This window comes from Sphingomonas phyllosphaerae (genome assembly GCF_029623345.1).
GTDB classification, from domain to species: Bacteria; Pseudomonadota; Alphaproteobacteria; order Sphingomonadales; family Sphingomonadaceae; genus Sphingomonas; species Sphingomonas phyllosphaerae_C.
Genome location: NZ_JAPYKH010000001.1, coordinates 1 through 25,482, shown reverse-complemented (window position 1 = coordinate 25,482; position 25,482 = coordinate 1). Strand labels below are relative to the sequence as shown.

24 protein-coding genes are annotated in these 25,482 nt (G+C 69.0%); 10 read left to right on the top strand and 14 right to left on the bottom strand.

Translation table 11 applies throughout. The features are described 5' to 3' along the window. Nucleotides 1-107: 107 nt before the first annotated feature. The 3 genes from QBJ89_RS00120 (at nucleotide 108) to QBJ89_RS00110 (ending at nucleotide 6,825) form a co-directional block, all read left to right on the top strand. Complete coding sequence (locus QBJ89_RS00120; RefSeq protein ID WP_277978522.1) at nucleotides 108-2,402, top strand: glycoside hydrolase family 3 N-terminal domain-containing protein; 2,295 nt, start codon at nucleotides 108-110, stop codon at nucleotides 2,400-2,402. Nucleotides 2,403-2,547: 145 nt separating this feature from the next. Next, nucleotides 2,548-5,787 (top strand): TonB-dependent receptor domain-containing protein, encoded by a 3,240-nt coding sequence (locus tag QBJ89_RS00115; RefSeq protein WP_277978521.1) that lies wholly within the window; start codon nucleotides 2,548-2,550, stop codon nucleotides 5,785-5,787. Between the two features lie 75 nt (nucleotides 5,788-5,862). After that, nucleotides 5,863-6,825, top strand: coding sequence for a 2OG-Fe(II) oxygenase (locus QBJ89_RS00110; protein WP_277978520.1), 963 nt, complete (start codon nucleotides 5,863-5,865; stop codon nucleotides 6,823-6,825). 39 nt (nucleotides 6,826-6,864) lie between these two features. Here the strand turns inward: QBJ89_RS00110 and QBJ89_RS00105 are convergent, their stop codons facing one another. After that, nucleotides 6,865-10,110 carry a S8 family serine peptidase gene (locus tag QBJ89_RS00105; protein ID WP_277978519.1) on the bottom strand — a complete coding sequence of 1,082 codons (3,246 nt, stop codon included), beginning with the start codon at nucleotides 10,108-10,110 and terminating at the stop codon, nucleotides 6,865-6,867. A gap of 182 nt (nucleotides 10,111-10,292) precedes the next feature. Continuing rightward, the gene (locus QBJ89_RS00100) at nucleotides 10,293-10,574 is read right to left on the bottom strand and encodes an I78 family peptidase inhibitor (protein ID WP_277978518.1); all 282 of its coding nucleotides are present in this window, start codon (nucleotides 10,572-10,574) and stop codon (nucleotides 10,293-10,295) included. 181 nt (nucleotides 10,575-10,755) lie between these two features. Here QBJ89_RS00100 and QBJ89_RS00095 point away from each other — a divergent pair, with 181 nt between their 5' ends. Next, nucleotides 10,756-10,899, top strand: a complete 144-nt coding sequence (locus tag QBJ89_RS00095) for a hypothetical protein (RefSeq protein WP_277978517.1) — start codon at nucleotides 10,756-10,758, stop codon at nucleotides 10,897-10,899. 66 nt (nucleotides 10,900-10,965) lie between these two features. Here QBJ89_RS00095 and QBJ89_RS00090 read toward each other — a convergent pair whose 3' ends face one another. Further along, a complete protein-coding gene (locus QBJ89_RS00090; protein WP_277978516.1) occupies nucleotides 10,966-11,178 on the bottom strand; it encodes a DUF6356 family protein in 213 nt (70 codons plus the stop codon). A 109-nt stretch (nucleotides 11,179-11,287) separates the two neighbouring features. On the opposite strand from QBJ89_RS00090, the gene QBJ89_RS00085 reads away from it, so the two are divergent. After that, nucleotides 11,288-11,755 (top strand): Lrp/AsnC family transcriptional regulator, encoded by a 468-nt coding sequence (locus QBJ89_RS00085; RefSeq protein WP_347342804.1) that lies wholly within the window; start codon nucleotides 11,288-11,290, stop codon nucleotides 11,753-11,755. A 12-nt stretch (nucleotides 11,756-11,767) separates the two neighbouring features. Here the strand turns inward: QBJ89_RS00085 and QBJ89_RS00080 are convergent, their stop codons facing one another. The 5 genes from QBJ89_RS00080 to QBJ89_RS00060 form a co-directional block, all read right to left on the bottom strand. Then, entirely contained in the window at nucleotides 11,768-12,556 is a 789-nt protein-coding gene (locus QBJ89_RS00080; RefSeq protein WP_277978515.1) for a pyrroline-5-carboxylate reductase family protein, read from the bottom strand. 6 nt (nucleotides 12,557-12,562) lie between these two features. After that, nucleotides 12,563-13,069, bottom strand: coding sequence for a YbjN domain-containing protein (locus tag QBJ89_RS00075; protein ID WP_183921079.1), 507 nt, complete (start codon nucleotides 13,067-13,069; stop codon nucleotides 12,563-12,565). Between the two features lie 48 nt (nucleotides 13,070-13,117). Further along, complete coding sequence (locus QBJ89_RS00070; RefSeq protein WP_183921080.1) at nucleotides 13,118-13,378, bottom strand: accessory factor UbiK family protein; 261 nt, start codon at nucleotides 13,376-13,378, stop codon at nucleotides 13,118-13,120. 24 nt (nucleotides 13,379-13,402) lie between these two features. After that, on the bottom strand, nucleotides 13,403-13,924 hold the full coding sequence (locus QBJ89_RS00065; RefSeq protein ID WP_277978514.1) for a TspO/MBR family protein: 522 nt from the start codon (nucleotides 13,922-13,924) through the stop codon (nucleotides 13,403-13,405). 108 nt (nucleotides 13,925-14,032) lie between these two features. Next, nucleotides 14,033-14,767 carry a TlyA family RNA methyltransferase gene (locus tag QBJ89_RS00060; protein WP_277978513.1) on the bottom strand — a complete coding sequence of 245 codons (735 nt, stop codon included), beginning with the start codon at nucleotides 14,765-14,767 and terminating at the stop codon, nucleotides 14,033-14,035. 182 nt (nucleotides 14,768-14,949) lie between these two features. On the opposite strand from QBJ89_RS00060, the gene QBJ89_RS00055 reads away from it, so the two are divergent. Continuing rightward, nucleotides 14,950-15,612: an RBBP9/YdeN family alpha/beta hydrolase gene (locus QBJ89_RS00055; protein WP_277978512.1), complete on the top strand. Its 663-nt coding sequence runs from the start codon at nucleotides 14,950-14,952 to the stop codon at nucleotides 15,610-15,612. Between the two features lie 172 nt (nucleotides 15,613-15,784). Next, nucleotides 15,785-16,096, top strand: coding sequence for a UrcA family protein (locus QBJ89_RS00050; RefSeq protein ID WP_277978511.1), 312 nt, complete (start codon nucleotides 15,785-15,787; stop codon nucleotides 16,094-16,096). A gap of 72 nt (nucleotides 16,097-16,168) precedes the next feature. Here the strand turns inward: QBJ89_RS00050 and QBJ89_RS00045 are convergent, their stop codons facing one another. The 3 genes from QBJ89_RS00045 to parE all read right to left on the bottom strand — a co-directional run bounded on the left by QBJ89_RS00045 (nucleotide 16,169) and on the right by parE (nucleotide 20,634). Then, nucleotides 16,169-17,734, bottom strand: a complete 1,566-nt coding sequence (locus QBJ89_RS00045) for a winged helix-turn-helix domain-containing protein (RefSeq protein ID WP_277978510.1) — start codon at nucleotides 17,732-17,734, stop codon at nucleotides 16,169-16,171. Between the two features lie 255 nt (nucleotides 17,735-17,989). Then, nucleotides 17,990-18,652 (bottom strand): YoaK family protein, encoded by a 663-nt coding sequence (locus tag QBJ89_RS00040; RefSeq protein WP_431522485.1) that lies wholly within the window; start codon nucleotides 18,650-18,652, stop codon nucleotides 17,990-17,992. After that, nucleotides 18,649-20,634 (bottom strand): DNA topoisomerase IV subunit B, encoded by a 1,986-nt coding sequence (parE, locus tag QBJ89_RS00035; protein ID WP_431522484.1) that lies wholly within the window; start codon nucleotides 20,632-20,634, stop codon nucleotides 18,649-18,651. The genes QBJ89_RS00040 and parE overlap by 4 nt, the downstream gene beginning before the upstream one ends. 120 nt (nucleotides 20,635-20,754) lie before the next feature. Here parE and QBJ89_RS00030 point away from each other — a divergent pair, with 120 nt between their 5' ends. Further along, nucleotides 20,755-21,615: an outer membrane protein gene (locus QBJ89_RS00030; protein ID WP_277978509.1), complete on the top strand. Its 861-nt coding sequence runs from the start codon at nucleotides 20,755-20,757 to the stop codon at nucleotides 21,613-21,615. A 96-nt stretch (nucleotides 21,616-21,711) separates the two neighbouring features. On the opposite strand, the gene QBJ89_RS00025 is transcribed toward QBJ89_RS00030, so the two are convergent. Next, a complete protein-coding gene (locus tag QBJ89_RS00025; protein WP_277978508.1) occupies nucleotides 21,712-22,443 on the bottom strand; it encodes a GcrA family cell cycle regulator in 732 nt (243 codons plus the stop codon). A gap of 61 nt (nucleotides 22,444-22,504) precedes the next feature. On the opposite strand from QBJ89_RS00025, the gene QBJ89_RS00020 reads away from it, so the two are divergent. Then, nucleotides 22,505-23,356 (top strand): ABC transporter permease, encoded by an 852-nt coding sequence (locus tag QBJ89_RS00020; protein ID WP_277978507.1) that lies wholly within the window; start codon nucleotides 22,505-22,507, stop codon nucleotides 23,354-23,356. Between the two features lie 200 nt (nucleotides 23,357-23,556). Here QBJ89_RS00020 and QBJ89_RS00015 read toward each other — a convergent pair whose 3' ends face one another. Further along, the gene (locus QBJ89_RS00015) at nucleotides 23,557-24,318 is read right to left on the bottom strand and encodes an alpha/beta fold hydrolase (protein ID WP_277978506.1); all 762 of its coding nucleotides are present in this window, start codon (nucleotides 24,316-24,318) and stop codon (nucleotides 23,557-23,559) included. Then, a complete protein-coding gene (locus QBJ89_RS00010; RefSeq protein WP_277978505.1) occupies nucleotides 24,299-24,745 on the bottom strand; it encodes a GFA family protein in 447 nt (148 codons plus the stop codon). Before QBJ89_RS00010 ends, QBJ89_RS00015 begins: the two co-directional genes overlap by 20 nt. A gap of 119 nt (nucleotides 24,746-24,864) precedes the next feature. Between QBJ89_RS00010 and QBJ89_RS00005 the strand changes: the two genes are divergently transcribed. After that, nucleotides 24,865-25,473, top strand: a complete 609-nt coding sequence (locus QBJ89_RS00005; protein WP_277978504.1) for a YitT family protein — start codon at nucleotides 24,865-24,867, stop codon at nucleotides 25,471-25,473. The last annotated feature ends 9 nt before the right edge of the window (nucleotides 25,474-25,482 follow it).

Genomic DNA, 25,482 nt, shown 5'->3' with positions numbered 1-25,482 from the left:
CATCCTCTCCTGCGACGGTGCGCACCAGGCGCATTGCCGCCGTCGATGTAACCGTTTACACGTAACAATCGAGACTATCAATCCTGCCGCTAAAGAGGGGAGAGGACATGACTCAGGACGCACCACGGCCCTCGCGCCGCGCCTGGCTGATGGGCGCGGGCGCGACGCTCGCCTGGGCCGCCAGCCCGGCGCGCGCGCTGCTCGCGCAGGCGTCAGCGGCACCGTTGCCGGCGGCCGTCGAGTCGCTCGTCGCACGCATGACGGTGGAGGAGAAAGCGGGTCAGCTCACCCTCATGGCCGCGGCCTGGGCGGGCGGCGCGGCGACCGCGCTCAACCCCGCGGGCGCGGGCGCCAGCTTCGAGGGACAGCTGCGCGACGTGCGGCGCGGCCGGCTCACCGGCGTGTTCAACGGCAATGGCGCGGTGATGGCGCAGCGGATGCAGCGCGCGGCCACGACGCAGTCGCGGCTCAAGATCCCGCTGCTGTTCGCGGCCGACATCATCCACGGCTTCCGCACCGTCTTCCCGGTGCCGCTGGCCGAAGCGGCGAGCTTCGACCCCGAGCTGGCACGCCGCACCGCGCGCGCCGCGGGCGCCGAGGCGGCGGCGTCGGGGATCGACTGGACCTTCGCGCCGATGGTCGACATCGCGCGCGACGCACGCTGGGGCCGCGGGGTCGAGGGCGCGGGCGAGGACGTGCTGCTCGGGCGGCTGATGGCCGCGGCGCGCGTGCGCGGCTTCCAGGGCGAGAACGGGCTCGCCGACCCGCGCGCGGTGGCGGCCTGCGCCAAGCATTTCGTCGCTTATGGCGCCGGCGAGGGCGGGCTCGATTATAACAGCGTCGACGTCTCGGAAAGGACGCTGCGCGAGATCTATTTCCCGCCGTTCGAGGCGGCGCTGGCGGCGGGCGCGCCTACCATCATGGCCTCGTTCAACGAGATATCGGGCGTTGCCGCCACCGCCAACGACTGGCTGCTCACCGACGTGCTGCGGCGCGAATGGGGCTTCGGCGGACTGGTCGTGTCCGACTATACCGGCGACGAGGAGCTGATCGCGCACGGCCTCGCCGCCGACGCGCGCGAGGCGACCAGGCTGGCGTTCCTCGCCGGCGTCGACATGTCGATGCAGAGCGGCTTCTACCTCAAGCACCTGCCCGACCTCGTCGCCAAGGGCGAGGTGCCCGTGGCGCGGCTCGACGAGGCGGTGCGGCGCGTCCTGGCGCTAAAGGTGACATTGGGGCTGTTCGACGACCCGTTCCGCCGCATCGATCCGGCGCGCGAGCGCGCCGAGGTGCGCACGCCGGCGACGTTGGCGCTGGCGCGCGAGGCCGGGGCGCGCTCGATCGTGCTGCTCAAGAACGACGGCCAGCTGCTGCCGCTGCCGCGCGCGGGCAAGAAGATCGCGCTGATCGGGCCGTTCGTCTCCGGGCAGCACGACCTGATCGGCCCCTGGAACGTCTACGGCACCGACGCGGGCGCGACCGACCTCGCTACGGCGGTGCGCAGCATGGTCGCGGACGCGGCGCAGGTGAGCGTCACGCCGGGGTCGGCGATCCATGCGCCGCTGCCCGGCGGGATCGCCGCGGCGGTGGCAGCCGCACGTGCCGCCGACGTCGTCGTGCTCGCGGTCGGCGAGGCGCAGGACATGTCGGGCGAGGCGCAGTCGCGCTCGGCGGTGGTGGTGCCCGAGCCGCAGCTCGCGCTGGCACGCGCCGTCGCCGTGACCGGGACGCCGGTGGTGGTGCTGCTGCGCACCGGGCGCGCGCTCGCGCTCGACGCCGCGGTGCTCGGCGCGCGCGCGATTGCAGTGACCTGGTTCCTCGGCTCGCAGGACGGGCCGGCGATCGCCGACATGCTGTTCGGCGCCGTGGCGCCCTCGGCGCGGCTACCCGTGTCCTTCCCGCGCGCGACCGGCCAGTCCCCCTATTATTACGCGCACAAGTCGACCGGGCGCCCGAACCCGCCGGGGCCGCTCCAGCCGTTCAAGGCGCATTACCGCGAATTCGAGCAGAGCGCACTCTTCCCCTTCGGCCACGGCCTGACCTACGGCGACGTCGCTTACTCGGACCTGTCGCTGAGCGGCGACCGGCTCGCGCCCGGCGGCACGCTGACGGTGCGGGCGGCGGTGGCGAACCGCGGACGCCATGCCGCCGAGGAGGTGGTGCAGCTCTACGTGCACGACGTGGCCGCCAGCGTCACCCGCCCGGTCCGCGAATTGAAAGCCTTTCAGCGGGTAATGCTGGCACCGGGCGAGCGAAAGACGGTCAGCTTCGCGCTTCGGCGTGACGACCTGCTGTTCGTCGGCCGCGACCTGAAGCGGACGGTCGAGCCCGGCGCCTTCCGCCTCTGGGTGGCGCCGTCGGCAGAGGCAGAGGGTGTGAGCGGTTCGTTCATGCTGGGCTAACCCGCTGCGCACTCGTGTCGCGCAGTTGTAAGAATGTCACATCGTTTTGCAAATTTATTACCGACATGTGGCAGTAGCGCTACCGGGCTTGTTTCTTCCCGCCTCACCGTTTTGAGTGACCCCAATCGAAAAAAGGGGTTCCCTCATGAAAATGTCGCGTTTCCTATGCGCCACCGCGATCGCGAGCGCTGCCCTGGCACTGCCGGGTGTGGCGTTCGCGCAGGCGGGGTCGCCAACCCAGGAGCAGGACGCCACCGCGCCGGGCACGACCGAGGTCGGTGCCGAGGACGTCGTCGTCACCGGCTCGCGCATCCGCCGCCCGAACGACGACTCGCCCATCCCGATCACCACGGTGACCGCGCAGGATATCTTCGAGACCGGCCGCATCTCGATCGGCGACACGCTCAACCAGCTGCCGCAGCTCAATCCGACGCTCGGCTCGCAGAACTCGACCTCGGGGCTCGGCACGCGCGGGCTCAACTTCCTCGACCTGCGTAACCTCGGCCGCTCGCGCACGCTGGTGCTGACCAACGGTCGGCGGCAGGTTACGGCCGACATCATCAACAACGGCAACGCCGTTGATATCAACACCATCCCGACCGATCTGGTGGAGCGGATCGACATCGTCACCGGCGGCGTGTCGTCGGTCTACGGATCGGACGCGATCGCGGGCGTCGTCAACTTCGTCCTCAAGGACAATTTCGATGGGCTGCAGCTGCATGGCCAGAACGGCATCAGCACCTACGGCGACGCCGGGAACCAGTATGTCTCGGTCCTCGCCGGCAAGAATTTCGCCGACGGCCGCGGCAACATCGCCATTAACGCCGAGTTCGCGCACCAGCAGGATTATTACGCCTCTGGCCGCCGCAACCTGCGCCAGAACGACGCCTTCATCGTCACCGACACCGACCCGGCGAGCGCACCCTCGGACGGCACGCCGGACCGCACCTTCTATCGCGACCTGCGCGGCGCGACGATCTCGCTCGGCGGCCAGCTCGGCTTCCGCTATGGCGCGGGCACGGCGCCGTGCGGCACCGACTCGATCGGCGGTTCGTACACCTGCTCCTATCTGTTCCAACCCGATGGCGCGCTGGCGTCGCAGACCGGTACCCGCGTCGGTCTCGCGCCGAATGGCAACTTCGTCGGCGGCAACGGCACGACCAGCCGCGAGGGTAATCTGGTCGTCCTCTCGCCCGACCTGAAGCGCTACGTCGTCAACGTCCTCGGCCATTTCGAGGTCTCACCGGCGTTCGTGCCCTTCTTCGAGGCCAAGTACGTCCGCACCGAGGCGTTCGGCTCGCAGAGCGGCCCGTTCTTCTCGCAGGGCACCACACTGGGTGACTTCGTCGACAGCGGCTTCGCGGATCGCTCCTACTCGAACGCCGGCACGGCGGGCACCAACCGCGAGGGCGTCCGGCTGGACAACCCGTATCTCAACGCGAACGCGCGCACGACCATCGCGGCGCAGCTGGCCGCCGCGGTCAACTCGGGCGTGAACCCCAACACGGGTGCGGCCTTCACCGGCGCCAACGCGGCCGCCAATCAGGCTGCCGCACTGGCGCAGATTGCGGCGGGCACGTACCGCTTCTCGCTGCGCCGCAACTGGGTGGATCTCGGCACGCGCGACGAGCGGCTTAACCGCGACACCTATCGCGCGGTGGTCGGCGTACGCGGCGACTTCAACGATGACTGGCATTATGAAGTGTCGGCGAACTACGGCCAGCACAAGGAAAACAGCGTGATCACGGGCAACGTGAACACGCAGCGCTTCCTCCTGGCGCTCGATTCGACGCGCAACGCGGCCGGCCAGGTCGTCTGCCGCTCGCAGATCGATCCCGCCTATGCGGGCGAGGACATCGGCGGTGATCCGGCGCGGCTCGCCGCGGACATCGCCGCCTGCGTGCCGCTTAACCCATTCGGCCAGGGTTCGGTCAGCGACGCCGCGCGTGCTTATCTGATCGCGCCCACCACCGCCTCGGGCAAGGCGACTCAGTTCGTCGCCAACGGCTTCGTCGCCGGCGACCTCAGCCAGCTGTTCGAGCTGCCGGGCGGGCCCGTCGGCTTCTCGGTCGGCGCCGAGTACCGCCGCGAGACGCTGACCTACGATCTCGATCCGCTGACCCAGGCGGGCTACAACTTCTACAATGCCATCCCGAGCTTCCGTGCACCCTCGTTCGAGGTGAAGGAGGCGTTCGGCGAGCTGTCGGTCCCGCTGCTCAAGGATATCTTCCTGATCAAGGAGCTGACCCTTTCCGGCGCGGCGCGCGTGGCGGATTACAAGGGCTCGGTGGGCACCGTCGTCGCCTGGAACGGTCAGGCGGTGTGGCGTCCGTTCAGCGACCTGCAGCTGCGCGGCGGCTATGCCAAGTCGGTGCGTTCGCCCTATCTCGGCGAAGCCTATGCGGCGGCCGGGCAGAACTTCACGCCGGCGCCGGCCGATCCCTGCTCGCTGCGCAACATCGGCACGGGCTCGGCGAACCGCGCCGCCAATTGCGCCGCGGCGGGCATCCCGACCAGCTACGACTACGTGTACACGCAGTCGCTCGAGATCAGCAGCGGCGGCAACCGTAATCTCGAGGCCGAGACGTCGAAGTCGCTGACCTTGGGCGGCGTGTTCCAGCCGAGCTTCGTCCCGGGCCTGTCGGTGTCGGTCGACTATTACGACATCAAGGTCGAGAACGTGATCACCTCGCCGTCGGTGCAGCAGGCGCTCAACGCCTGCTACGATGCGCCGTCGCTCGACAATCAGTTCTGCGCGCTGTTCCAGCGCGCGGGCGCCGACGGTGGACCGGCCGGGGAGCAGCCCTACCAGATCCTGGAGGGCTCGTACCAGGACGCGCCGCGTAACTACGCACAGCTGCGCGCACGCGGCATCGACACGCAGATCGCGTACAACCACGATTTCGGCTTCGTGCGCGCATCGATCGAGGGCGTGTGGACCCACGCGATCCAGCGTGACGATTACACCGATCCGTCGCGCCCCAACTTCAAGGACGTTATCACCGACGAATTGGGCAGCCCGTCGGACCGCTTCAACATCAGCACCAACCTGAAGTTCGGCAACTTCACGATCGGCCACTCGCTGCGCTGGATCGACAAGATGTACCTGAACACTTGGGAGGATTATAACGGGGTCAACGGTCTGCCGGCGCAGAACCTGGATTACGCACCGATCCAGAAGTATCCGAGTGTCACCTACAACGACATCCGCTTCGGCCTCGACGTCAGCGACATGTTCAACTTCTACGGTGGTGTGACAAACGTCGGCGACGTCGATCCGCCGTACGGCTTGACCGGTGTCGGTGTGTCGAACATCGGCACGACCTCGGCCATCTACGACAATCGCGGCCGCTTCATCTACATGGGCGTCACCGCGAAGTTCTGATCTGCGGATCAGCGTGTTAGGGAAGAGGGGTCGGGCATCTGCCCGGCCCCTTTTTCATTCGGCACGGAGCGGCAGATGGCAGTGGAGGAGGCAGAGCGGCTCGCGAAATCGGGGCAGGCGGTCGCCGCGGCCGAACTGCTCGCGAACGCCGGCGGCGGCGGCGATGCCGATGCGGCGATGCTGCTTGCGGTCTGGCTGCTGCGCGGCACGCCGCTGCGGCGCGACCTTGCCGGCGCACGGGTCTGGTTGCGCCGCGCGATGGAGATCGGGCACGTCGACGCCGCGCTGACCGAGATCGCCCTTACCGCCAACGGCAGCGGCGCGCCGGCCGACTGGCCGCGCGCGCTCGCACTTCTGCGAACGGCCGCCGCGCACGACCCGGTCGGCGCCGCGCAGCTCGCGCTGGTCGAGGCGATGGCGCTCGCGCCCGACGGCACGCCCGTCGGTCTTCCCAGGCCCGAGCCGCTGCATGCCGCACCGCGGATCGTCCGCTTCCCCGCGCTGCTCACGCCCGCCGAGTGCGCGCATCTCGCCGGCGTCGGCGCGGCGCTGCTCGAGCCCGCGCGCGTGATCGATCCCCGGACGGGCGCCTGGGTGGCGCATCCGATCCGCACCTCGGATGGCGGCGCGATCGGGCCGACGCGCGAGGATCTCGTCGTGCGCGCGATCAACGCGCGAGTCGCGGCGATCAGCGGCACCAGCGTCGAGCAGGGCGAGCCGCTGACGGTGCTGCGCTACCGGCCTGGGCAGGAATATCGCCCGCACCTCGACACGATACAGGGCGCCGCCAACCAGCGTATCGTCACCGTGCTGCTCTACCTCAACCAAGGGTTCGCCGGCGGAGAGACGCACTTTCCCGAGGTGGGCGTCACGGTCACGCCGCGCGGCGGTGACGCGTTGCTATTCGCCAACACGCGCGCCGACGGACGGCCGGACCCGGCGACGCGACACGCCGGGCTTCCCGTCACGCAAGGCGCGAAATGGCTGGCAACGCGGTGGATCCGCGCCGCACCCGTTGATCCTTGGACGATCGCCTGAGCGGGCCGGGCGCACCAACGGCGCCCAGCCCTATGATTATCAGCCGAGATACCCGAAGGCGTCGCCGGTGAAGCTCAGCTGACCCGGCTGAATGCCCTTCAGCAGGATCGTGTTTCCGTCGCCGAGGTCGATCAGCGTGTCGCTGCCGACGTCAGTGACGATCGGCGCGCCGTCGAGCGTATAAGCGGCGAGATCGATCGTGTCGCCATTGCCGAAGTCGCGGATCGTGTCCTTGCCGAAGCCATCGGCGAAGACGAAGCGGTCGCTGCCGCTACCGCCGGTGAGGATGTCGTTGCCGGCGCCGCCGATCAGCGTGTCGTTCCCCGCCTCCCCGCTCAGTGAATTGGCGCCAGCGCTGCCGCGAATGACGTTGTTCAGCGCGTTGCCGGTGCCGCTGTACGCGTTGCCGCTGAGCGTCAAATTCTCGACGTTGGCGGCGAGGCGATAGTCGACCGAGGCGAGCACGGTGTCGATACCCTCGCCACTGAGCTCGATCACCTGGTCGCCGCGGCTGTCGACGACATAGGTGTCATTGCCCGCTTCGCCGCGCAGGACATCGTTGCCCTTGCCGCCATCAAGCCGGTCGTCCCCTGCACCGCCATACAGCGTGTCGTTGCCGTTGCCGCCGTAAAGTCTGTCGTTGCCGGTCCACCCCTTCAGCAGGTCGTTCCCGTCCAGCCCATAAAGGGTATCGTCACCGCCGCCGCCGTATAGGCCATTGTCGAGGCCGTTACCGGTGGCAACGCGCGCCGTGCCGGTGAGATAGAGGTTCTCCACGTGCGAGCCGAGGGTATAGTCGATCGCGGCATAGACGGTGTCGGTGCCCTGGTTCGGGTCCTCGATGACGACGTCGCCCAGGTTGTCGACGATATAGGTGTCATTGCCCTGCTCGCCGCGCAGTATGTCAGCGCCGGTTCCGCCGTCGAGCCGATCGTCGCCCCACCCGCCGAACAGCACGTCGTTGCCCCCGTCGCCGAACAGGCTGTCGTTACCGCGCATGCCGTGCAGTTCGTTCGCCAGACCGTTGCCGAGCAGCGTATCGTTGCCGTCGCCGCTGACCGCGTTCTCGATCTGCGTGCCGGTGCCGATGGTGAAGGCTCTGGTGCCGCCGAAGCTCGTCACGCCGCCCTGCTTGAGCGAGATCGTCACGTCGCTGGTGATCGCAGCGGCGTTGATCCAGTCGCTGCCGCCGTCGCTGTCGATCAAGGTGCGCCGCCCGCCCTCGCCCGCGATCGCGGCCATGGTGAAGAACTCATTCGTGTAGGTGTAGACGTCACCGGTTCCCGGCGCGGCGCCATACATGTCGAGCTTGAGCGTGTTCACCGTGGTGCGATTGGCATCATAGGCACCGAACACGCCGGCGGTCTGCTCGAACTGGAAGGTCCAGGTACCAAGCGTGTCGACGCCGCGGAAGCCGCTGAGCCCGAAGGTAAAGGTCTGCGACGTGCCCGTGACGGTGGTGGCGTTGGTGTCGCTCAGGTCGATATAGCCCTCGGTGCCGTCGGGTGCGATTAGCTTGATCTTGAGCCCGACCGCGCTGGTGTTGAGCAGCGAGGTGCCATCGCCGAGCTGCGTGGCGAAATTGAGCGTGAGGTCGAGGTGCTCGACATCGACGTCCTGCGTGACGCGGAACTGGAAGCTGGTCGGCGTACCGACGAAGTCGTGGAACTGCGTGAGCGCGGTATCGGCCTTGGTGGCGATCGAGGTCTTGCCGACACGGATCGTGCCCGTCGAGGCGCTCACCTCATTGTCGCTGGTCTTGGCCGCGCCGAACAGCGACCACACCTCGGCGAGGCGCACCGCGTTGTAAGCGTCGACCGCGCCGTAGCCGTAATCGTTGCTGTAGTGCATGGCGCCGCCGTTCCAGCCGGCATCGTCGCCATTGAGCTGGAATTGGCGATTGTTGAGCACGTAGGTCAGCCCACTGATCGTCGAGGTCGCGGCGGTCTGCCCGGTGTCGAAGGCGACCGGCAGCTTGGCCGAGGCGGCGAGGATGTCCTTGACGTCGCGCCAGCCGAGCTCGCTGTTGGCATCAAGGATCAGGCTGACGACGCCGCTCACCACCGGAGTCGCGCCGGAGGTGCCGCCGAACGAGTCGGTATAGTCCTCGGCACCGCCCGGCTTGGCGATCGTGTTATAGCCGTCGTGGCCGAGCAGGTCGGTGGTCACCTGGCCAGTGCCGCCGAGCTCGGCATAGTCGTTCGACGGCGCCGACACGAGCAGGTGCGCGCCGCTGTCGACATATTGCGAGGAGCTGCCGTCGACCTCGCGATACGAGCCGACGGTGACGATGTGGCGGTCGCTCTTCCAGCTGTCGGCCTGGCCGTCGATCACGTCGTTGCCCGCAGCGGCGACATGGACCGTGCCCAGCCCGCCGCGTCCCTCGGCCGAGCCGTAGCTGAGCGCGGTGACCATGCCGTTGGCGAACGAGCCATCGGTGGTACGCGCCGCGGCGGTAGTGACATAGTCCAGCCCGCCCCAGCTATGGTTGGTGACGTCGTACCGGGCCGACTGTTTCACCGCTTCGAAGAATTTGGTGAGGTCGACGCCGTTGACGAAGATCCCCTCCTTCGAGTCGTCCTCGGAATAAGGGTCGAAGATGTTCACGCCGGTGACGTGCGCGCCATAGGCTACGCCGACCCCGCCCGCGCCGTTGCGCTCGGCCGCGATCAAACCGGCGACGGAGGTGCCGTGCGGGCCCGAGGCGGGGCGATAGTCGCCGTCATAGACCTTGCCGTCGACCACCACCTGCTTGGAGGCGTCGTAGTTTCCGTCGAGGTCCCAGTGCGCATATTGCACCCCGGAATCGTAGACGCCGACGGTCACGCCCTTGCCGGTATAGTCTTTCCACACCGTCTGCAGGTCGCCGAGGCGCTGGAGATGCCACTGGTCCTTGGCGAGCGGATCGGCGACATCAATTGCGTAGAGCTTGAACGCGGTGGTGACATCCTTCCCCGTCGAGAGATCGAAGGCGAGGTTCGGCGCGGCGGCGACCGCGGCGGCGGCCGCGAGGCCCGGCTGAGTGCTCAATGCGGCGGCGTCGAGCGGTCCGGTGGTCGCACGTTGCCCGACGGCACCGCCGCGTGCGGGGGCAAGCGCGGCCATGTCGCCGGGGCCGAAGGTGCCCTGGTCGATCCGCTGCCCCGCTGTCCGCAACGCTGTGTTGAGCTTCGATGCCATGCCTGTCTCACTCCCAGTGAAGGTCGGCCGGCCGGGGATGCACGAGCGCGCGGCGGGGGTGCCGCCGTTGTCGTCGCCGCCGCTTCCCTGATCGGTCGGACGCACATTGTTGCTCGAGCGAGATCGAGGTTAACTGCGGCGAGAGGAACTGACAAGGCGAAGAATTGCAACGCTGCAATAAAGTGCAACCTTCGGAAACGTCTCTTTTATTTCATAGAAGGGAGCAGCTTGACGATGATCGTACTCTGGACGTTCCCACCAACCTGGCGAGACAGATCAGCAGTCGCTTAGCCGCAGGTGATCTCAATCACCTGCCCCGCCGAGTCGAGGATCACGTTCAGTCGGTCCTCGCGCAGGTCCATCGTTCGTGGCTGACCGACGCGCAGCAACCGCACCTCGCGATGACCATGGCTCAGCAGCGGCGCGCGCATCTCCTCGGACCATCTCCTGCCGAGAAGGTCGGCGCCGCCGCAGCTCGTCGCCGTCGCGGTTCCCGCGAGCCGGCGATGCGCGCCCGGCGGCGGCAGTTGCGAGCGACCCTGTGCCTGCTGATCGGGCGCGTCGGTCATCAGTGGCGCTCCGAGGATGAGGAGAGTGAACATGGCTTTCCCCCGTGTGAGACCGTGGTTTACTATAAGCAAGTAAGCCACATGCGGGGAAGCGATCGCTCACCCGCCAATACGGGTATCGGCCTTTCTCCAAGCGTTTTCACGGGATGACAGTCGCTTTCGACTATGTCACAGGCCCGCCATGATCGACGTCACTCGCGAACTCGTCGCTTATGCGATCATCGGCGTGGTCCTTCTGATCGCCGTGCCGACGGCGCTCGTGATACTGCGCCGACGCCGTCGTGAGAAGCTGCGCCGTCGCGGCATCAAACGCTACGGTCATTGACCATCTAAGAAACGAGCGGCCATATCCACGGCTCTGGCCCGCCCGTCACATTGATCAGCAGATCGTTCAGCCAGCGCGACGACGCGCCGCCATCTCCTCACATAAGCGCTCCACGGCGCGGCTCCCGGTCGACCGGAACAGCCCTGGCACCAGCGCGTGGATCAGGCACGCCGTGCCCGCGCCGATCATGGTGAGCCCGAAGCGCGCGGCGACCTGCGCGTGCGCGCTGTAGCTCTCTCCCACCGTGCGCGGGTGATCGACGAACATCCGATTGAGCATGAAGAGCCTCCTGCAGTCGCAAGAGAGTATAGCTACGTTCGCACGCAAAACGTGCTCATCTACCTACTATCTGGGGGTAGATCCGAGAGAAACGTGCTACAATCGGGGAATGACGGAGAATACCATTCTCGATTCGGCCGATCGACGCCTGCTCGCGTTGCTCCAGGAGGATGCGACGATCTCCATCGCCGATCTCGCCGAGCGGGTGAGCCTGTCAGCCACGCCGTGCTGGAAGCGGGTGAAGCGGCTCGAGCGTGTCGGGCTGATCCGGTCGCGAGTGACACTGCTCAACCGTGCCGCGCTCGGGCTCGACGTCACGGTCTTCGTCGCGGTGCGCACGACGCAGCACAGCGACGAGTGGCTGCAGACCTTCGCCGAGGGCGTCGCACGGATCCCCGAGGTCGTGGAATTCTATCGGATGAGCGGCGAGGTCGATTATCTGCTGAAGGTCGTCGCGCGCGACATCGCCGACTATGACCGGATCTACCGCAAGTTGATCAAGGTGGCGCCGCTGCATGACGTCAGCTCCTCCTTCGCGATGCAGGAGATCAAGTCGACAACCGCGCTGCCGCTATAGCTGAACCGCGTCCTATCCCGCCGCCGCCATCTCCGCGCCGCGCCGGGCCACCGCGCGCAGCGTCGCTTCCAGCAGTGCCGTCAAGGCGCGATCGCGATCGAGCACGTCGAGCCCGGCGCGGGTCATGCCTCCGGGGCTCGCCACCGCGTCGGCCAGCGCGGCCGGGCTGCGCTCGCTCGCCGACGCCATCGCCGCCGCGCCATCGACCGTCGCGAGCGCCACCGCTTCGGCCTCCTCGCGCGACAGCCCGGTCGCGACCCCGCTCGCGGTCAGTGCGTCGATGAAGCGGAAGAGGAAGGCGGGCCCGGTACCCGACAGCGCCCCGGCGGCGGCGAAGCGCGTCGGTTCGTCGAACCATTCGACCAGGCCCAGCGGCGCGAGCAGCCGGTCCACCACGGCGCGCGCTGGCGCCGGCGCGTCGGGCGCATGCACCGCGACGACGCCGCGTCCGAGCTCGACCGGCAGATTCGGCATCGTCTGGATCGGCACCGGGCCGGGAAAGGCCGCCGCCAGCCGTGCCGGATCGGCGCCGGCCAGCATCGAGACGAGCAGCGGCGCCGCGGCGACTCGGTCGCGATGCACCGCCGCCACCGCGTCGAGCTGCTGCGGCTTGATGCCGAGGATCACCGCGTCGGGCGGCGGCGCGTCAGGCAGGTCGCGCGCCTGCCGCACGCCGACCGGCAGCACGCGATGCTGGCGGTTGACGACGTCGACGTCCTCGGCCGCGACCACGCCGCTCGCCAGCCAGCGCCGCAGCATCGCCGAGGCCATGTTGCCGCAGCCGATCATCCACAGCCGCATCGCGCGTCAGGCCTCGCCCGCTGTCTCGACCATCGCCGCCGCGATCGCCTCGCTCGGCGACTTGCCGCCCCACAGTACGAACTGGAACACCGGGTAGAAGCGCTCGCACTCGTCGATCGCGGACTCGACCAGCAGCTCGGCGGTGCTCAGCGCCATGGTGGCCTCGCCGTCCTCGGCCTCGATCGCGGTGGCGTTGCGGTAGAGCAGGATGCCGCTGCTCGACCAGATCTCGAAATGCCCCATCCACAGTTGCTCATTGACGAGCGCAAGCACCTCATAGACCGGCGCGCGCCGGCCTTCTGCTACCTTGACGTCGGGGAAGGCGAGCAGCTGAAGGACACCGTCCTCCTCGCGCCACAGCGCACGCAGCTCATATTCGGTCCAGCTGCCCTTGATCGACGCGGTGATCTCATCCTCGCCGCGCTCGCACGGCCAACCATGCGCGAGGAAATAGGCCTCGAGCATGTCGAGCGGCGCCTCGCCCGCGTTGTCGTCGTCGGCCTCGTCGAGCATCATCAACTTATCGCTTGGCACGCGGCCCCCTTCCCTGGCGCGGCGCGATCAGACGCCGGACTTGGCGGCCAGCGCCGCCTCAAGCGTCTCGATCCGTGCGCGCAGCGCCTCATTCTCGTCACGCGCCGCGGCCGCCATCGCCTTCACCACCTCGAACTCGTCGCGCGCGACGAAATCGAGACCACCGATCCACTCGCGCGCGCGGGCCCGGGCGTTGGCCTCGGCCTCGCGCCCGACCCCGGCGAGCGTGCCCGCCGCGCCGTTGAAGAGCTTGGCGAGATCGCCGAACAGATGGTTCTCGGACTGCATAAGATCAAATTCCTGTAAAGGCGCTTAACCGACCATCTGGGACGCCGCGGCCGGCGACACAAGCCGTTCCGCGTCGGGGTTGAGCTGATCGATACGCCAGTTGAGCGTGCCGGCGAAACCCAGCCACATCATATACGGGACGAGCAGCCACGCGGCGCGGCGGCGCACCTGCGCGAACACGAAGGTGGTGAGGATCGTCAGCCCGAGGATCGCGACGATCAGCAGGAACGCCGCCGAGATCCGGTGAGCGCCGAAGAACAGCGGTGTCCACAGCAGGTTGCCGACGAGCTGCGCGGCGAACAGCGCGACCGCGAGCCAGCGCAGCCGCGCGCCACGCGCGCTGAGCACCAGCGCGAGCGCCACGCCCATCATCACATACAGCAGCGACCAGGCGACCGGGAACAGCCAGCCCGGCGGGGTCAGCTCCGGCTTGGCCAGCGCGCGGTACCAGCCGTTGGCATCGCCCGACGGCACCGTCCGCCCTGACAGAAAGCCGAGTAGCAGCACGCCGGGCACCGCCACCGCCGCCCAGCGCAGGAAGGACATTCGCAACTGCTCCTTGGAAGCGACAACCCCCACCTTCGTCTCCTGATCGGTCCGTCTCGGTACTGCTGCCGCAATGCCCCCGTCAGGTAAATGGTACTTTTCCCAATTTCACGCGCGCGTCGCGCCGACGAGGAACTCGACATTGCCCTCGGGCCCGGTGATTGGGCTCTCGACCACGCCCTGGACCTGCCAGTCGCTCTGCTCCAGCCACGCGACCACCTCGGCGCACACCCGCGCGTGGACGGCGGGGTCGCGCACCACCCCACCCTTGCCCACCTCGGCACGTCCCGCCTCGAACTGCGGCTTGATCAGCGCCAGCACGCGCCCGCCGTGGCGGACGAAGCCGAGCGGCACCTCGAGCACCTTGGCCAGACCGATGAAGCTCGCGTCGCACACGACCAGGTCGACCGGCTCGGCAACGTGTGCGGCGGTGAGCAGCCGCGCGCTGGTCTGCTCGTGGACGGCGACGCGCGGATCCTGCCGCAGCTTCCAGGCGAGCTGGTTGGTACCGCTGTCGACCGCGTAGACGCGCGCCGCGCCGCGGCTGAGCAGCACGTCGGTGAAGCCGCCGGTCGAGCTGCCGACGTCGATCGCCACCGCGCCGGTCACGTCCCAGCCGAAGTGATCGAGCCCGTGCGCCAGCTTGATCCCGCCGCGCGACACCCAGGGATGATCGCGCCCGCGCACCTCCAGCGCAACGTCGTCCGCGAGCGCCTGACCCGGCTTGTCGACCTTGCGCTCGCCGGCGAACACCAGCCCCGCCATCACCAGCGCCTGCGCGCGCGTACGCGACTCGACGAGTCCGCGATCGACGAGCATCTGGTCCACGCGCTGCTTGGGCATGCCGCCGTATCGCGCCGCAACGGCGACACCGCAACCGCTCGTCGCTCGCGCGCCTCCGCTCGCGTCAAATGCTGCGCCGCAGGATTGCCGATCGATTTAGTAGGTAATAGCTAGGGGACAGAGGCCGCGGCCGTGCCGACCCCTAGACCGATCGCCGCGGCCTCACCAACTGGAGGTATGTCATGGGACATTCCGCGTTCGATCTGTCGGTGCAGCCGACCGTTCTGACCGTCCCGGGGCTGGGCGGATCCGGGCCGTCGCACTGGCAGACATTGTGGGAGAAGAGCCGTCCCGACACCGCCCGGATCGAGCTGGGCATGTGGGATCGGCCGCATCGCAACGCCTGGGTCACCAAGATCGACCAGGCGGTGGCGAGCGCTCGCGCGCCGGTGATCCTGGTGGCGCACAGCCTCGGCTGCGTCGCGGTGTCGTGGTGGGCCTCGCTCAGCCCGCAGCCTTATGGCTGGCCGGTCGCGGGCGCGCTGCTGGTCGCGCCCGCGGACGTCGACCGAACCGGCGTCGCGCCTGAGCTCGCGCCCTTCGCGCCCGCACCTAAACAGCCGCTGCCCTTCCCCTCGATCGTAGTCGCATCGAGCGACGATCCGTGGGTGACGCTCGATCGTGCGCATAGCCTCGCGGTCGACTGGGGCAGCCATTTCATCGATTATGGTGCCTGCGGTCACATCAATGCCGCGAGCGGACTGGGGCGTTGGCCCGAGGGGCTCGAGCTGCTCGACCGCGTGATCGCTGCCGCGGGCGGCCCGCATGGCGAGGCGCGCACCCCCGGTGACGCGCGCGCAATCCTGGCGCGCCCGCGCGAGCGGGGAGCCGGTCTGCGGGCGTGACGAGCGGAGCGTAGCCGTGCGTCGCTCTTCCGCCTAGCGCTGAACCGCCCCGCATCGCCCGATCATCGGCGAACGATCGGCCCGATATCGGCTCCCCCGCCGCGACCGGATGGCGGCGATCGACGAGTCTTCGACACAGCGACGATCCCCGTCGCACTGTCGGAGACTCGCTATGCGCTCGATCCTGATCCTCGCCCTCGCCGCCTCCCCGTCGCTCGCCTCGCCCGTCGCCGCGCAGAGTTGGCGCGTGGGCGACAGCAGCTATCACATCATTGCGGGCAATCTCGATCAGCAGACCGGCGCCGGCCGCGCCGCGATGCTCGCGCGGGTGGAGCGCGCCGCCGCGCGGCTGTGCGAGCATGAGCCGCTCACCATAGACCGCCGCGCCTGCGTCGCGACCGCCCTTGCCGGCGCCGCGCGGCGCTCGTCGCCGCTGCGGATCGCGTTGGCCGAGCGCGCCGCCAGCGCGCTGGCGGCGCGCTGATGCGGCCCACGTCATTGGGCAAGAGAGCCAAAGCGGGATACGCGCGGTCGCCTCGTTTTTGCAGGTGACCGCTCAGCCCAGCGCCACCGCGCGATCGTCGGGCCGGGTGCCGGTCTCGCGCCAGTAGCGCGTCAGTCCCATCGCCTTGGCGAGCATCCCGAAGCGCGGGTCGCGACGCATCGCCGCGCACGGCGGCGCGAACAGGAACCAGCTCACGCGCTGATCGGGCGCGGTATAGGTGCCCTGCCGGCGCGAGAACCGCAGCGTGTCCACCGCGAAGCCGCGCCGTAGAAAATAGCCCTCGGCGATCGCAAAGGCCTGATCAAGCCGCCCCGCCGCACTGAGGAACTGGATCGCGTTCTCGGCATGGCCGCTGCCGCGGTGCGCCGCTTCGACATAGGCAGCGGCGGTCGCGTCGACGTCGCGCGGGGCGCGCGTCGCCATCGCTCGCGCTATTCCCGCGGTCAGCGCGAAGCTCGCGTCGTCGACGTTGCTCGGGCGGTGATCCGGGTCCTCGATCATGCGCAGCGCCTCCGCGCCGCGACCAGTATAGGCGAGCAGGAAAGCGCGCGTGAACCACACGGCATAATGGAGCGGGTAGAGGGCGTAGGCCTCCTCGATCGCGCGGTCGGCCTCTTCTAACCGGTCAACGCTCCACAGCGACACGACGCGTTGGTACATCGCAATCGGCGACGGGCCGCCGACAGTGAGCGCGCGCGTGAAAGGGTCGATCGACTCGCGCATCCGCCCGACCATCTGGAGCATGCGGCCGAGCGCATCGGCGATCACGTCGTCCTCGGGATGCTCGCGCGCGGCGCGGGCGGTGACCTGCTCCTGCGCTCGCCAATTGCCGAGCAGCGGCGCGCGCCGCATTCGCGCCAGCGCGGCATAGGCATTGCCGGGATCGATCGCCTCGGCGCGGCGCTCGGAGGCGAGCGCGCGCTCCGCGAAAGCGGCGCGATCCGCCGCAGTGGCAATCCGCGCCGCCACCGCGCAGCACAAGGCAAGCTGTCCCCAGGCGTCGGCGTCGTCGGGCGCCAGCAGCACGGCGCGGCGGAGCAGCCCGATCGCCTGCCACAGCCCCTGGCGATCGGCCTGGCGCTGCGAGTCGCGCGCCTGGGCGACGAGCGCGGCGATCTCGGGCGTGCGCGGCGCGGCGCGACCGCGGTGCCACCACCAGGCGCCCGCGCTCGCGCCCGCGACGCCGAGGCCGGCGATCAGTGCACGACGAGGGACGGGATGGATCGCGGCGCGCGCGAGCCCGTCGGGCGGCGGAGCCGCATCATCGACGGACGACGCAGACAGCGGCGCGGCGCCGTCGCCGACGATCAGACGATAGCCGACCCGCGCGATCGTCTCGATGCGGAAGCGGCCCGCACCGATCCCTTCGCCGAGGCGACGCAGGCGGCCGATCACGCGGTTGATCGCGTCGTCCCCGACGATGCGCCCGTCCCAGCATTGCGCCACCAGCTCGTCACGCGACACCACCGCGCCGCCCGCGTGCGCCAGTGCGACAAGGACCTGCATCACACGCGGCTCGAGCAGTTCCTCGCGCCCGCCCCGCGCGACGGTGCGAAGCGACGGGTGCACGGTGAGCCCGGCAAGATCGAGATCGGGAACGCGGGCGAGGTCGATCATCGCGCTGAGCGTTCGTTGCGGATGTGGAGCACGCCCCACGCACCAATCAGCGTCATCCAGAACCCGGCTCGGGATCCACCGACCCGCATGCCCGACGGCCGACGCGCTCGCAGGACCGTGGATCCTGAAGCCAGTTCAGGATGACGCCGGTGTGCGAGGAGATGTTGCGCGACATGCGCGACGTACCATCGTGGACGAAAGCGCCCGCGTCTCTCGCTTATCCCACAGGCCCCCGCCGTCATCGCCCCCCCCGACTCACTCGCGCGGCACACGGTTCCCCGCAGTCGTCGTCGCCGCGGCGAGCAGCGCGATGCCCAGTGCCGCGACCGTCGCGCGCCACAGCGCGGCGTTGTCGGGCGCCGCATAATCGGCCGTCCCGAGGAACGCGCCCGCAACCAGTCCCGACCACAGCAGCAGGTACGGCAACCAGTCCCAACGCGCGCCCTCTCCCATCAGCGCGCCCGCGAGATGCTGGCCGAGCTTGACCAATGCGCCGGTCATATAGGTCACTCCCACGCTGACCTCGCCGTCACGCTGGAAGACAGTGTTGAGTCCGCCCATCGCCAGCGCGAGCAGCACGGTGCCGAGCCCGCCGAGTGGGCCGAACTCGGGCAGCGCCGCCGCTACCGCGAGCGGCACCGACGCGAGCACGATCACCCCTGGCCGGCGCCAGCGACCCAGCGCCGCGCCCGCGGTGGCGCCGACCACCACGCCCGCGACAAAAGCGAGGATCAGCGACGCCGCGGTGAACGCCAGCGGCGAGCCGCCCGCCAGCGCCACCGCCAGCCGGGTCGAATTGCCGCTCATGAAGGAGACGAACAGGCCGTTGAGCCGCAGGAAGCCGATCGCGTCGACATAGCCCGCCAGTGCCGCCAGCGCGATCGCCAGCCACCATTCCTGTCGTGGATGCCGGATCACGCGTCGATCGCCTCCTCGTCCAGGCGCGCCGCATTCTCCTGGATGAAGGCGAAGCGGTGCGCCGGATTGGTCCCCATCAGCCGCTCGACCAAGTCCTTCACGCCGGCGCGCTCCTCATATTCCTGCGGCAACGTGATGCGGATCATGCTGCGCTTGGTCGGATCCATCGTCGTCTCGCGCAACTGGCTCGGGTTCATCTCGCCCAGGCCCTTGAAGCGCGCCACCTCAACCTTCTTGCCGCGGAACACCGTCCGCTCCAGCTCGGCGCGGTGCGCGTCGTCGCGCGCGTAGAGCGACTTGGCGCCGACGGTGAGCCGGTACAGCGGCGGCTGCGCGAGGTGCAGGTGCCCCTGCCGCACCAGCTCGGGCATCTCCTGGAAGAAGAAGGTCATCAGCAGCGTCGCGATATGCGCGCCGTCGACGTCGGCGTCGGTCATGATGACGATCTTCTCGTAGCGCAGCTGCTCGGGGCGGCAGTCCTTGCGCGTGCCGCAGCCCAGCGCCTGGACCAGGTCAGCGATCTCCTGGTTGGCGAGGATCTTAGCCGAGGTGGCCGAGGCGACGTTGAGGATCTTGCCGCGGATCGGCAGGATCGCCTGGGTCTTGCGGTCGCGCGCCTGCTTGGCCGAGCCGCCCGCCGAATCGCCCTCGACGATGAACAATTCGGTGCCCTCCGAACTGTCAGCCGAACAGTCGGTGAGCTTGCCCGGCAGCCGGATCTTGCGCGCCGAGGTGGCGGTCTTGCGCTTGACGTCACGCTCGGCCTTGCGTCGCAGCCGCTCGTCCATCCGCTCCAGCACATAGCCGAGCAGCGCCTTGCCGCGATCCATATTGTGGCCAAGCCAATGGTCGAAATGGTCGCGCATCGCCTTTTCGACCAGCCCGGCGGCCTCGGGCGAGGTGAGCCGGTCCTTGGTCTGCGACTGGAACTGCGGCTCCCGAATGAAGACGCTGAGCATCAGCTCGCTGCCGACCATCACATCATCCGCAGTGAGATCCTTGGCGCGCTTGTTGCCGACGAGATCGCCGAACTGGCGCAGCCCGCGCACCAGCGCCTGACGCAGACCCTGTTCGTGCGTGCCGCCATCGGGCGTCGGGATGGTATTGCAATACCAGCTATAGCTGCCCTCGCTCCACAGCGGCCAGGCGACTGCCCACTCGACCTTGCCCTGCCGGTCAGAAAAGTCCTGCTGACCCGCGAAGAAGTCGGCGGTGGCACACTCGCGGCCGGCGATCTGCTCGCGCAGATGATCCGACAGGCCGCCTGGAAATTGGAACACCGCCTCCAAAGGGGTGTCGTCACTGACTAGCTCGGGCGCGCAATGCCAGCGGATCTCGACGCCAGCGAAGAGGTACGCCTTGGAGCGGGCCAGCCGGTACAGCCGAGCCGGCTTGAACAGCAGCTCGGGGCCGAAAATCTCGGTATCGGGGGTGAAGGCCACCGAGGTACCGCGGCGGTTGGGCGCCGCACCAACCGTCTCGAGCGGGCCGAGCGTCTGCCCCTTGCTGAAACGCTGGCGGTAGAGCTGGCGGTCGCGCGCGACCTCGACCACCGTGTCGCTCGACAGCGCGTTGACCACCGAGACACCCACGCCATGCAGGCCGCCCGAGGTGGCATAGGCCTTGCCCGCGAACTTGCCGCCCGAGTGGAGCATCGAGAGGATCACCTCGAGCGCCGACTTGTCCGGGAACTTGGGATGCGGGTCGACCGGCATGCCGCGGCCGTTGTCGACGATGGTCAGCCGGTTGCCCGGCTCCAGCGTGATCTCGATGCGCGTGGCGTGCCCCGCCACCGCCTCGTCCATCGCATTGTCGAGCACCTCGGCGGCGAGGTGATGCATCGCGCGCTCGTCGGTGCCGCCGACGTACATGCCGGGTCGGCGACGCACCGGCTCCAGCCCCTCGAGCACCTCGATCGACGAGGCGTCATAGGCCGAGGTTCCGGCGGTGGGGGATGCGAACAGATCGGCCATGACCGTCATATAACGATCCACGGCGCCCGACCCAAGCGCGGTGCTTTCGGTTGCCGCGGCAATGATTCTTCACGAAACCTAACCTGATTGAGGCTCGTTCGCGGATCGTTCGATCAGGGAGTGACCTACATGAGAGCGTATCTGACCGCCGCCGCGATTGCGGCGTCGCTGGCTGCTGTCCCCGCCATGGCGCAGGACGGTGGCGACCCTTCGGTGAGCGGCGGCTTCTCCGGCATCTACGTCGGCGCCGCCGGCGGCTATGACGTGCAGCCGAACGACGGCGGTTCGCGCATTGAGTTCGACCGCAACCTCGACGGCCGCTTCGGCGACACGGTGCTGACCGGCACCGGCGCGAACGCCTTCTCGCCGGGATTCTGCGGCGGCCGTGCGGGCGCTGCGCAGGGCCCGCGCAACGGCGGTCCGGGATGCGCGAAGGATCGCGACGGCTGGAGCTATTACGGGCGGGTCGGCTTCGACCAGCAGAGTGGACCGATCGTCTACGGCGTCGTCGGCGAGTTCGGGCGGACGCACATCAACGACAGCACCTCGGGCTTCTCGACCACCCCGGCCAATTACGTGATGTACCGCCAGGTCAATTGGGAGGCCGCGGTGCGCGCGCGCGCCGGCTACACCCCCAACGACTCGACGTTGTTCTACGGTACGTTCGGCCCGTCGCTGGCGCGCATCGATAGCGCGTTCTCGTCGAGTCAGAGCACCAACAGCTTCACCGCGCGCGGGCGGCAGGACCAGTTCGGCTTCCAGGGCGGCGGCGGCATCGAGCAGCGCTTCGGCGACCATTTCTCGGTCGGGCTCGAATATGTCTACCACCAGTATCAGGACGACGACTATCGCGTCCGCGCCGCCGGCCCGGCCGGCACGCCGTTCACCAATGCCGGCAACGGCGGAACGGTCGAGGGCACCGACTTCCGTCGCTCGGACGAGAAGTTCCGCTGGCATAGCCTGCGCGCCACCGCGGCGTTTCGCTTCTGAGGTAAAGGGGCGACGCGGTTGCATCGTCGTCCCATGAGCCACCCCGGGGGATGCCGGGGTGGCGTATAATGCTATCCGCTTTCTTGAGCGCCGCGCTTACCGCATGCGCGGGCCGCCGAACGGCAGCGGCGGCGCACGTCGATCGCGGCGCGGCAGCTGCGCCTGATAGGCGTGGCCGCAATGGTCGACGCAATAAGGGAAGCCAGGGTTCACCTTGACCCCGCAGAAGTGGAAGTCCGGCTCGCCAGGGTGGCCGAGCGGCCACTTGCAGATCTTGTCGTTGAGATCGAGCAGGGACGTCTTGCTGGCAAACTCGGGCGCGGTGCGCGCCGGCACCAGCCGGCGCGGCGGGGCAGGCGCAATCGGCGGCTGCTGCTCGCCGGGCGCCTGACGCACGAAGCCGCCCGGACCGACCGAGCGCAACACCGGCTCGCGCTTAACCGGCGGTGCGATGGGCGCCTCGTCGGCCTCGTCGGCCTCGTCCGCAACGTCATCAGTCACGGGCGCAGGGTCCGGTGCCGACTCGGTCGCAAAGGGCGGCGGCGCAGACCGCGGGGCCGGCGCGGGCGCCGCGGCACGCACCGGAGCGGGACTCGGCTTGGGCGCGGGCGCCGCAACAACAGGGGCGGCGGCCGGCGCAGGCCCGGCGGCGCGCGCCTCCTCCTTGGTCGTTACCGGTGACGGACGCGACTGGAGGCCGAGGCGATGCGCCTTGCCGATCACCGCGTTGCGGCTCACCCCGCCGAGCGCCTCGGCGATCTGGCTGGCGGTCTGGCCCGCCTCCCACATCGTCTTCAGCGTATCGATCCGCTCGTCGGTCCAGGACATCCGTGTCTTCCTCTAGCGTTCCGGTTGCGGCCGCGCGCCACAGCGGTTACCCGCACAGGCGATGAGCAGCCAGCCTCCTACCGGACATATTCCGTCAGCCATCAGGCACGCCCCCGGCGAACCGGTGATCCGGAACGTCAATTGGGGCGGCCTGCGAACCCTCTATGTGAAGGAGGTGCGCCGTTTCTTCAAGGTGCAGCTCCAGACGGTGTGGGCGCCGGCAGTCACGACGCTGATGTTCCTGGTGATCTTCACCGTCGCTAACGGCGCGCGCAGCCCGGTCAACGTCGGCGGCGCGCCGGTCGCCTTCGCCGATTTCATCGCGCCGGGGCTGATCGTGATGGGCATGCTCAACAACGCCTTCGCCAACGCCAGCTTCTCGCTGCTGGTGGGCAAGATCCAGGGCAATATCGTCGACTATCTCCAGCCGCCGCTGTCGACGGGCGAGCTGCTCGCCGCGTTGGTCGGCGCGGCGGTGACGCGCGCCTTCTGTGTCGGCTGCGCGGTGTGGCTGGCGATGGCGCTGTGGCCGGGCGTGCACGTGACGCCGCACCACCCGCTCGCGGTGCTGTGGTTCGGCCTGCTCGGTGCGATGTTCCTGTCGTTCGCGGGCGTGCTCACCTCGATCTGGGCGGACAAGTTCGACCATGCCGCGGCGGTGACCAACTTCCTGATCGCGCCGCTGACGCTGCTGTCGGGCACCTTCTACTCGGTCGACCATCTCGCGCCCGCGTTCCGCGCGTTCAGCCACATCAACCCTTTCTTCTACGTGATCTCGGGCTTCCGCTACGGCTTTCTTGGCAGCGCCGATTCGCCGGTGGCGGTGGGCAGCGTCGTGATCCTGGCGCTCGACGTGGCGCTGGGCGTGCTGTGCTACGTGCTGCTCAAGCGCGGGTGGAAGCTGAAGAGCTAGGCCGATCAGCTCCTCCCCGCTCGCGGGGAGGGATGTGTGGGGCCGCCCTGTGCCCCGCTCAGGGCTGAATTTTCCGGGGGCAAATTCACCCACACATCAGGCGAATCATGGTGGAGCGGGCTCTCCACGCAGCGCAGCGAGTGCGGAAGCCTCCCTCCGTCAGCGCCGGCGCGCTGCCACCTCCCCGCGAGCGGGGAGGATTATGCCGCCACGAAGTCCGCGACCGCCTGCCCGAGCTCGGGCTTGGTCACCGCGCTCATATGGTTGCCCGGTACTTCGGCGTAGCGTGCGTTCGGCAGCGCGTCGGCGAGTGCCGCGGCCGAGCCGTTGTCGTGATCGTCGACGCCGCTGAGCACCAACGTCGGTGGGTCGAGCGTCGCCAGAATCTCGGCCGGCGTGCTCACGAACGTGTCGATCACGCCGAGCAGCGCGACGGGATCACCACCGGTGGTCTTGAGAAAGGCCTCAGCGAGCCACTCGGGGCTGCCGCGCTCGTGCTGGCCGAGCCGGGTGAGGATGGTACGGAAATGGTCGGCGCGTCGCTCAGCGCCGACGATCCCCTCCAAGCCCATGCCGGCGAGCACCGCGCGCCGCGGCGTCGCGCCGCGCGCCAGCATCCGCACCACCGAGCGCGCGCCGAGCGAGTAGCCGCCGAGGTCATAGTCGGTCAGCCCGAGGTGGCGCACCAGCGCTTCGCCGTCCAGCGCCAGCGCGTCGGGCGGGTAAGCGGCGGCGTCGTGCGGCTTGCCGCTCTCGCCGTGCGCGCGCAGGTCGGGCATGATTACGCGCACGCCGCACGCGGCGATCGCGGCGGCATGGCCGTAGCGCAGCCAATTGGTGCGCGCGTCCGAGAAATAGCCGTGGATCAGCAGCAACGGCCGCCCCTCGCCGACTTCGCGCCAGGCGATCGAGGTGCCGTCGAAGCTGTCGAAGAAGCGTGTCTCAGTCCGGGAGCTTGCCACTCGTTTCCATCCATTTGCCGACGATATGCGGGAGCTCGTCGGTGCGTTTCTCGGGTAGCCCCGCGGTGTCGCGCCAGGCGGCGTGGCGGCTCTCGACGCCGAAATGACCGGTCGGGCGGAGACGACCAGCGTCATCGAAGCTGCCGGCGGTAAGGTCGAGCTGGTCCGCGCCGTTCCCTTCATAGGTGAGCGGGGTGCCGCAGTGGCGGCAGAAACCGCGCGACGCGATCGGCGACGAGGCGCGGCGATCGGGCTCGCGCGTGGTCCAGCGCAGCGCGGTGCGCGACACCTGCTTGAGTGCGGCGAAAACGCCGCCGGTGGCGCGTTGGCACATCCGGCAGTGGCACAGATAGGCGTCGTCGTCCTCGACCAGCACGGTGTAGCGCACGCTGCCGCATTGGCACCCACCCGTCATCTCGCGCGCCATGCCGCCGCTCCCGCTGCCCCGGTGAAGCGACCTAACGTGGCGAGCGCGCGAGGTAAACGCATGACCCATGTTGCAGCGCAGCACTCGACGCGACGGGGCGGCGCTGGCAGAGCGCGCCGGTGACTCGCCCCCCTTCCCTTCCGCACAGTGCGATCGAGGACGCCTATGCGCTCGCGCTCGGCTGCATTCTCGTCGTGCTCGGGCTGGCGCTGCTTCACGCCGCCGGGCTGGTGACCGGCGGGATCGCCGGGGTGGCGCTGCTGCTCTCCTATGCGGTGCCGCTGCCGAGCGGGGTGCTGTTCACCCTGCTCAACCTGCCGTTCTTCTGGCTGGCGTGGCGCGCGATGGGTCGACGCTTCACGCTGCGCACCGCTTTGGTCGGGATCGGCGTGGCGGCGCTCGGGACGGTGACGCGCTACGGGCTCAGCATCGCGTACATCAATCCGGCCTTCGCCGCGCTGGCGGGCGGATCGGTGATCGGCTTCGGCGCGCTGGCGCTGGCGCGCCACCATGCCGGAATCGGCGGGACCGGCGTGGTGACGCTGTGGCTGCAGCAGCGCCGCGGCTGGAACGCGGGGCGGACGCAGATCGCGATCGACGCGGTGATCCTGCTGGTGTCGCTGGTGGCGCTGCCGCTCGAGCGGGTGGCGTGGTCGGCGCTGTCCGCGGCGGCGATCAGCGGCATCCTGATCGCGTGGCACCGGCCGGGGCGGTACACGGGGTATTGAGGCAGCCGG

What these genes read in the sequence shown, in the direction of transcription:
- QBJ89_RS00060 (WP_277978513.1), bottom strand. Translation starts at nt 14,767, where the DNA reads ATGCCCAAGCAGCGCGTGGACCAGATGCTCGTCGATCGCGGACTCGTC.
- QBJ89_RS00050 (WP_277978511.1), top strand. Translation starts at nt 15,785, where the DNA reads ATGCGCTCGATCCTGATCCTCGCCCTCGCCGCCTCCCCGTCGCTCGCC.
- QBJ89_RS00030 (WP_277978509.1), top strand. Translation starts at nt 20,755, where the DNA reads ATGAGAGCGTATCTGACCGCCGCCGCGATTGCGGCGTCGCTGGCTGCT.
- QBJ89_RS00045 (WP_277978510.1), bottom strand. Translation starts at nt 17,734, where the DNA reads ATGATCGACCTCGCCCGCGTTCCCGATCTCGATCTTGCCGGGCTCACC.
- QBJ89_RS00100 (WP_277978518.1), bottom strand. Translation starts at nt 10,574, where the DNA reads ATGACCGACGCGCCCGATCAGCAGGCACAGGGTCGCTCGCAACTGCCG.
- QBJ89_RS00010 (WP_277978505.1), bottom strand. Translation starts at nt 24,745, where the DNA reads ATGGCGCGCGAGATGACGGGTGGGTGCCAATGCGGCAGCGTGCGCTAC.
- QBJ89_RS00110 (WP_277978520.1), top strand. Translation starts at nt 5,863, where the DNA reads ATGGCAGTGGAGGAGGCAGAGCGGCTCGCGAAATCGGGGCAGGCGGTC.
- QBJ89_RS00065 (WP_277978514.1), bottom strand. Translation starts at nt 13,924, where the DNA reads ATGTCCTTCCTGCGCTGGGCGGCGGTGGCGGTGCCCGGCGTGCTGCTA.
- QBJ89_RS00090 (WP_277978516.1), bottom strand. Translation starts at nt 11,178, where the DNA reads ATGCTCAATCGGATGTTCGTCGATCACCCGCGCACGGTGGGAGAGAGC.
- QBJ89_RS00095 (WP_277978517.1), top strand. Translation starts at nt 10,756, where the DNA reads ATGATCGACGTCACTCGCGAACTCGTCGCTTATGCGATCATCGGCGTG.
- QBJ89_RS00115 (WP_277978521.1), top strand. Translation starts at nt 2,548, where the DNA reads ATGAAAATGTCGCGTTTCCTATGCGCCACCGCGATCGCGAGCGCTGCC.
- QBJ89_RS00055 (WP_277978512.1), top strand. Translation starts at nt 14,950, where the DNA reads ATGGGACATTCCGCGTTCGATCTGTCGGTGCAGCCGACCGTTCTGACC.
- QBJ89_RS00075 (WP_183921079.1), bottom strand. Translation starts at nt 13,069, where the DNA reads ATGCTCGACGAGGCCGACGACGACAACGCGGGCGAGGCGCCGCTCGAC.
- QBJ89_RS00020 (WP_277978507.1), top strand. Translation starts at nt 22,505, where the DNA reads ATGAGCAGCCAGCCTCCTACCGGACATATTCCGTCAGCCATCAGGCAC.
- parE (WP_431522484.1), bottom strand. Translation starts at nt 20,634, where the DNA reads ATGACGGTCATGGCCGATCTGTTCGCATCCCCCACCGCCGGAACCTCG.
- QBJ89_RS00080 (WP_277978515.1), bottom strand. Translation starts at nt 12,556, where the DNA reads ATGCGGCTGTGGATGATCGGCTGCGGCAACATGGCCTCGGCGATGCTG.
- QBJ89_RS00070 (WP_183921080.1), bottom strand. Translation starts at nt 13,378, where the DNA reads ATGCAGTCCGAGAACCATCTGTTCGGCGATCTCGCCAAGCTCTTCAAC.
- QBJ89_RS00120 (WP_277978522.1), top strand. Translation starts at nt 108, where the DNA reads ATGACTCAGGACGCACCACGGCCCTCGCGCCGCGCCTGGCTGATGGGC.
- QBJ89_RS00025 (WP_277978508.1), bottom strand. Translation starts at nt 22,443, where the DNA reads ATGTCCTGGACCGACGAGCGGATCGATACGCTGAAGACGATGTGGGAG.
- QBJ89_RS00085 (WP_347342804.1), top strand. Translation starts at nt 11,288, where the DNA reads ATGACGGAGAATACCATTCTCGATTCGGCCGATCGACGCCTGCTCGCG.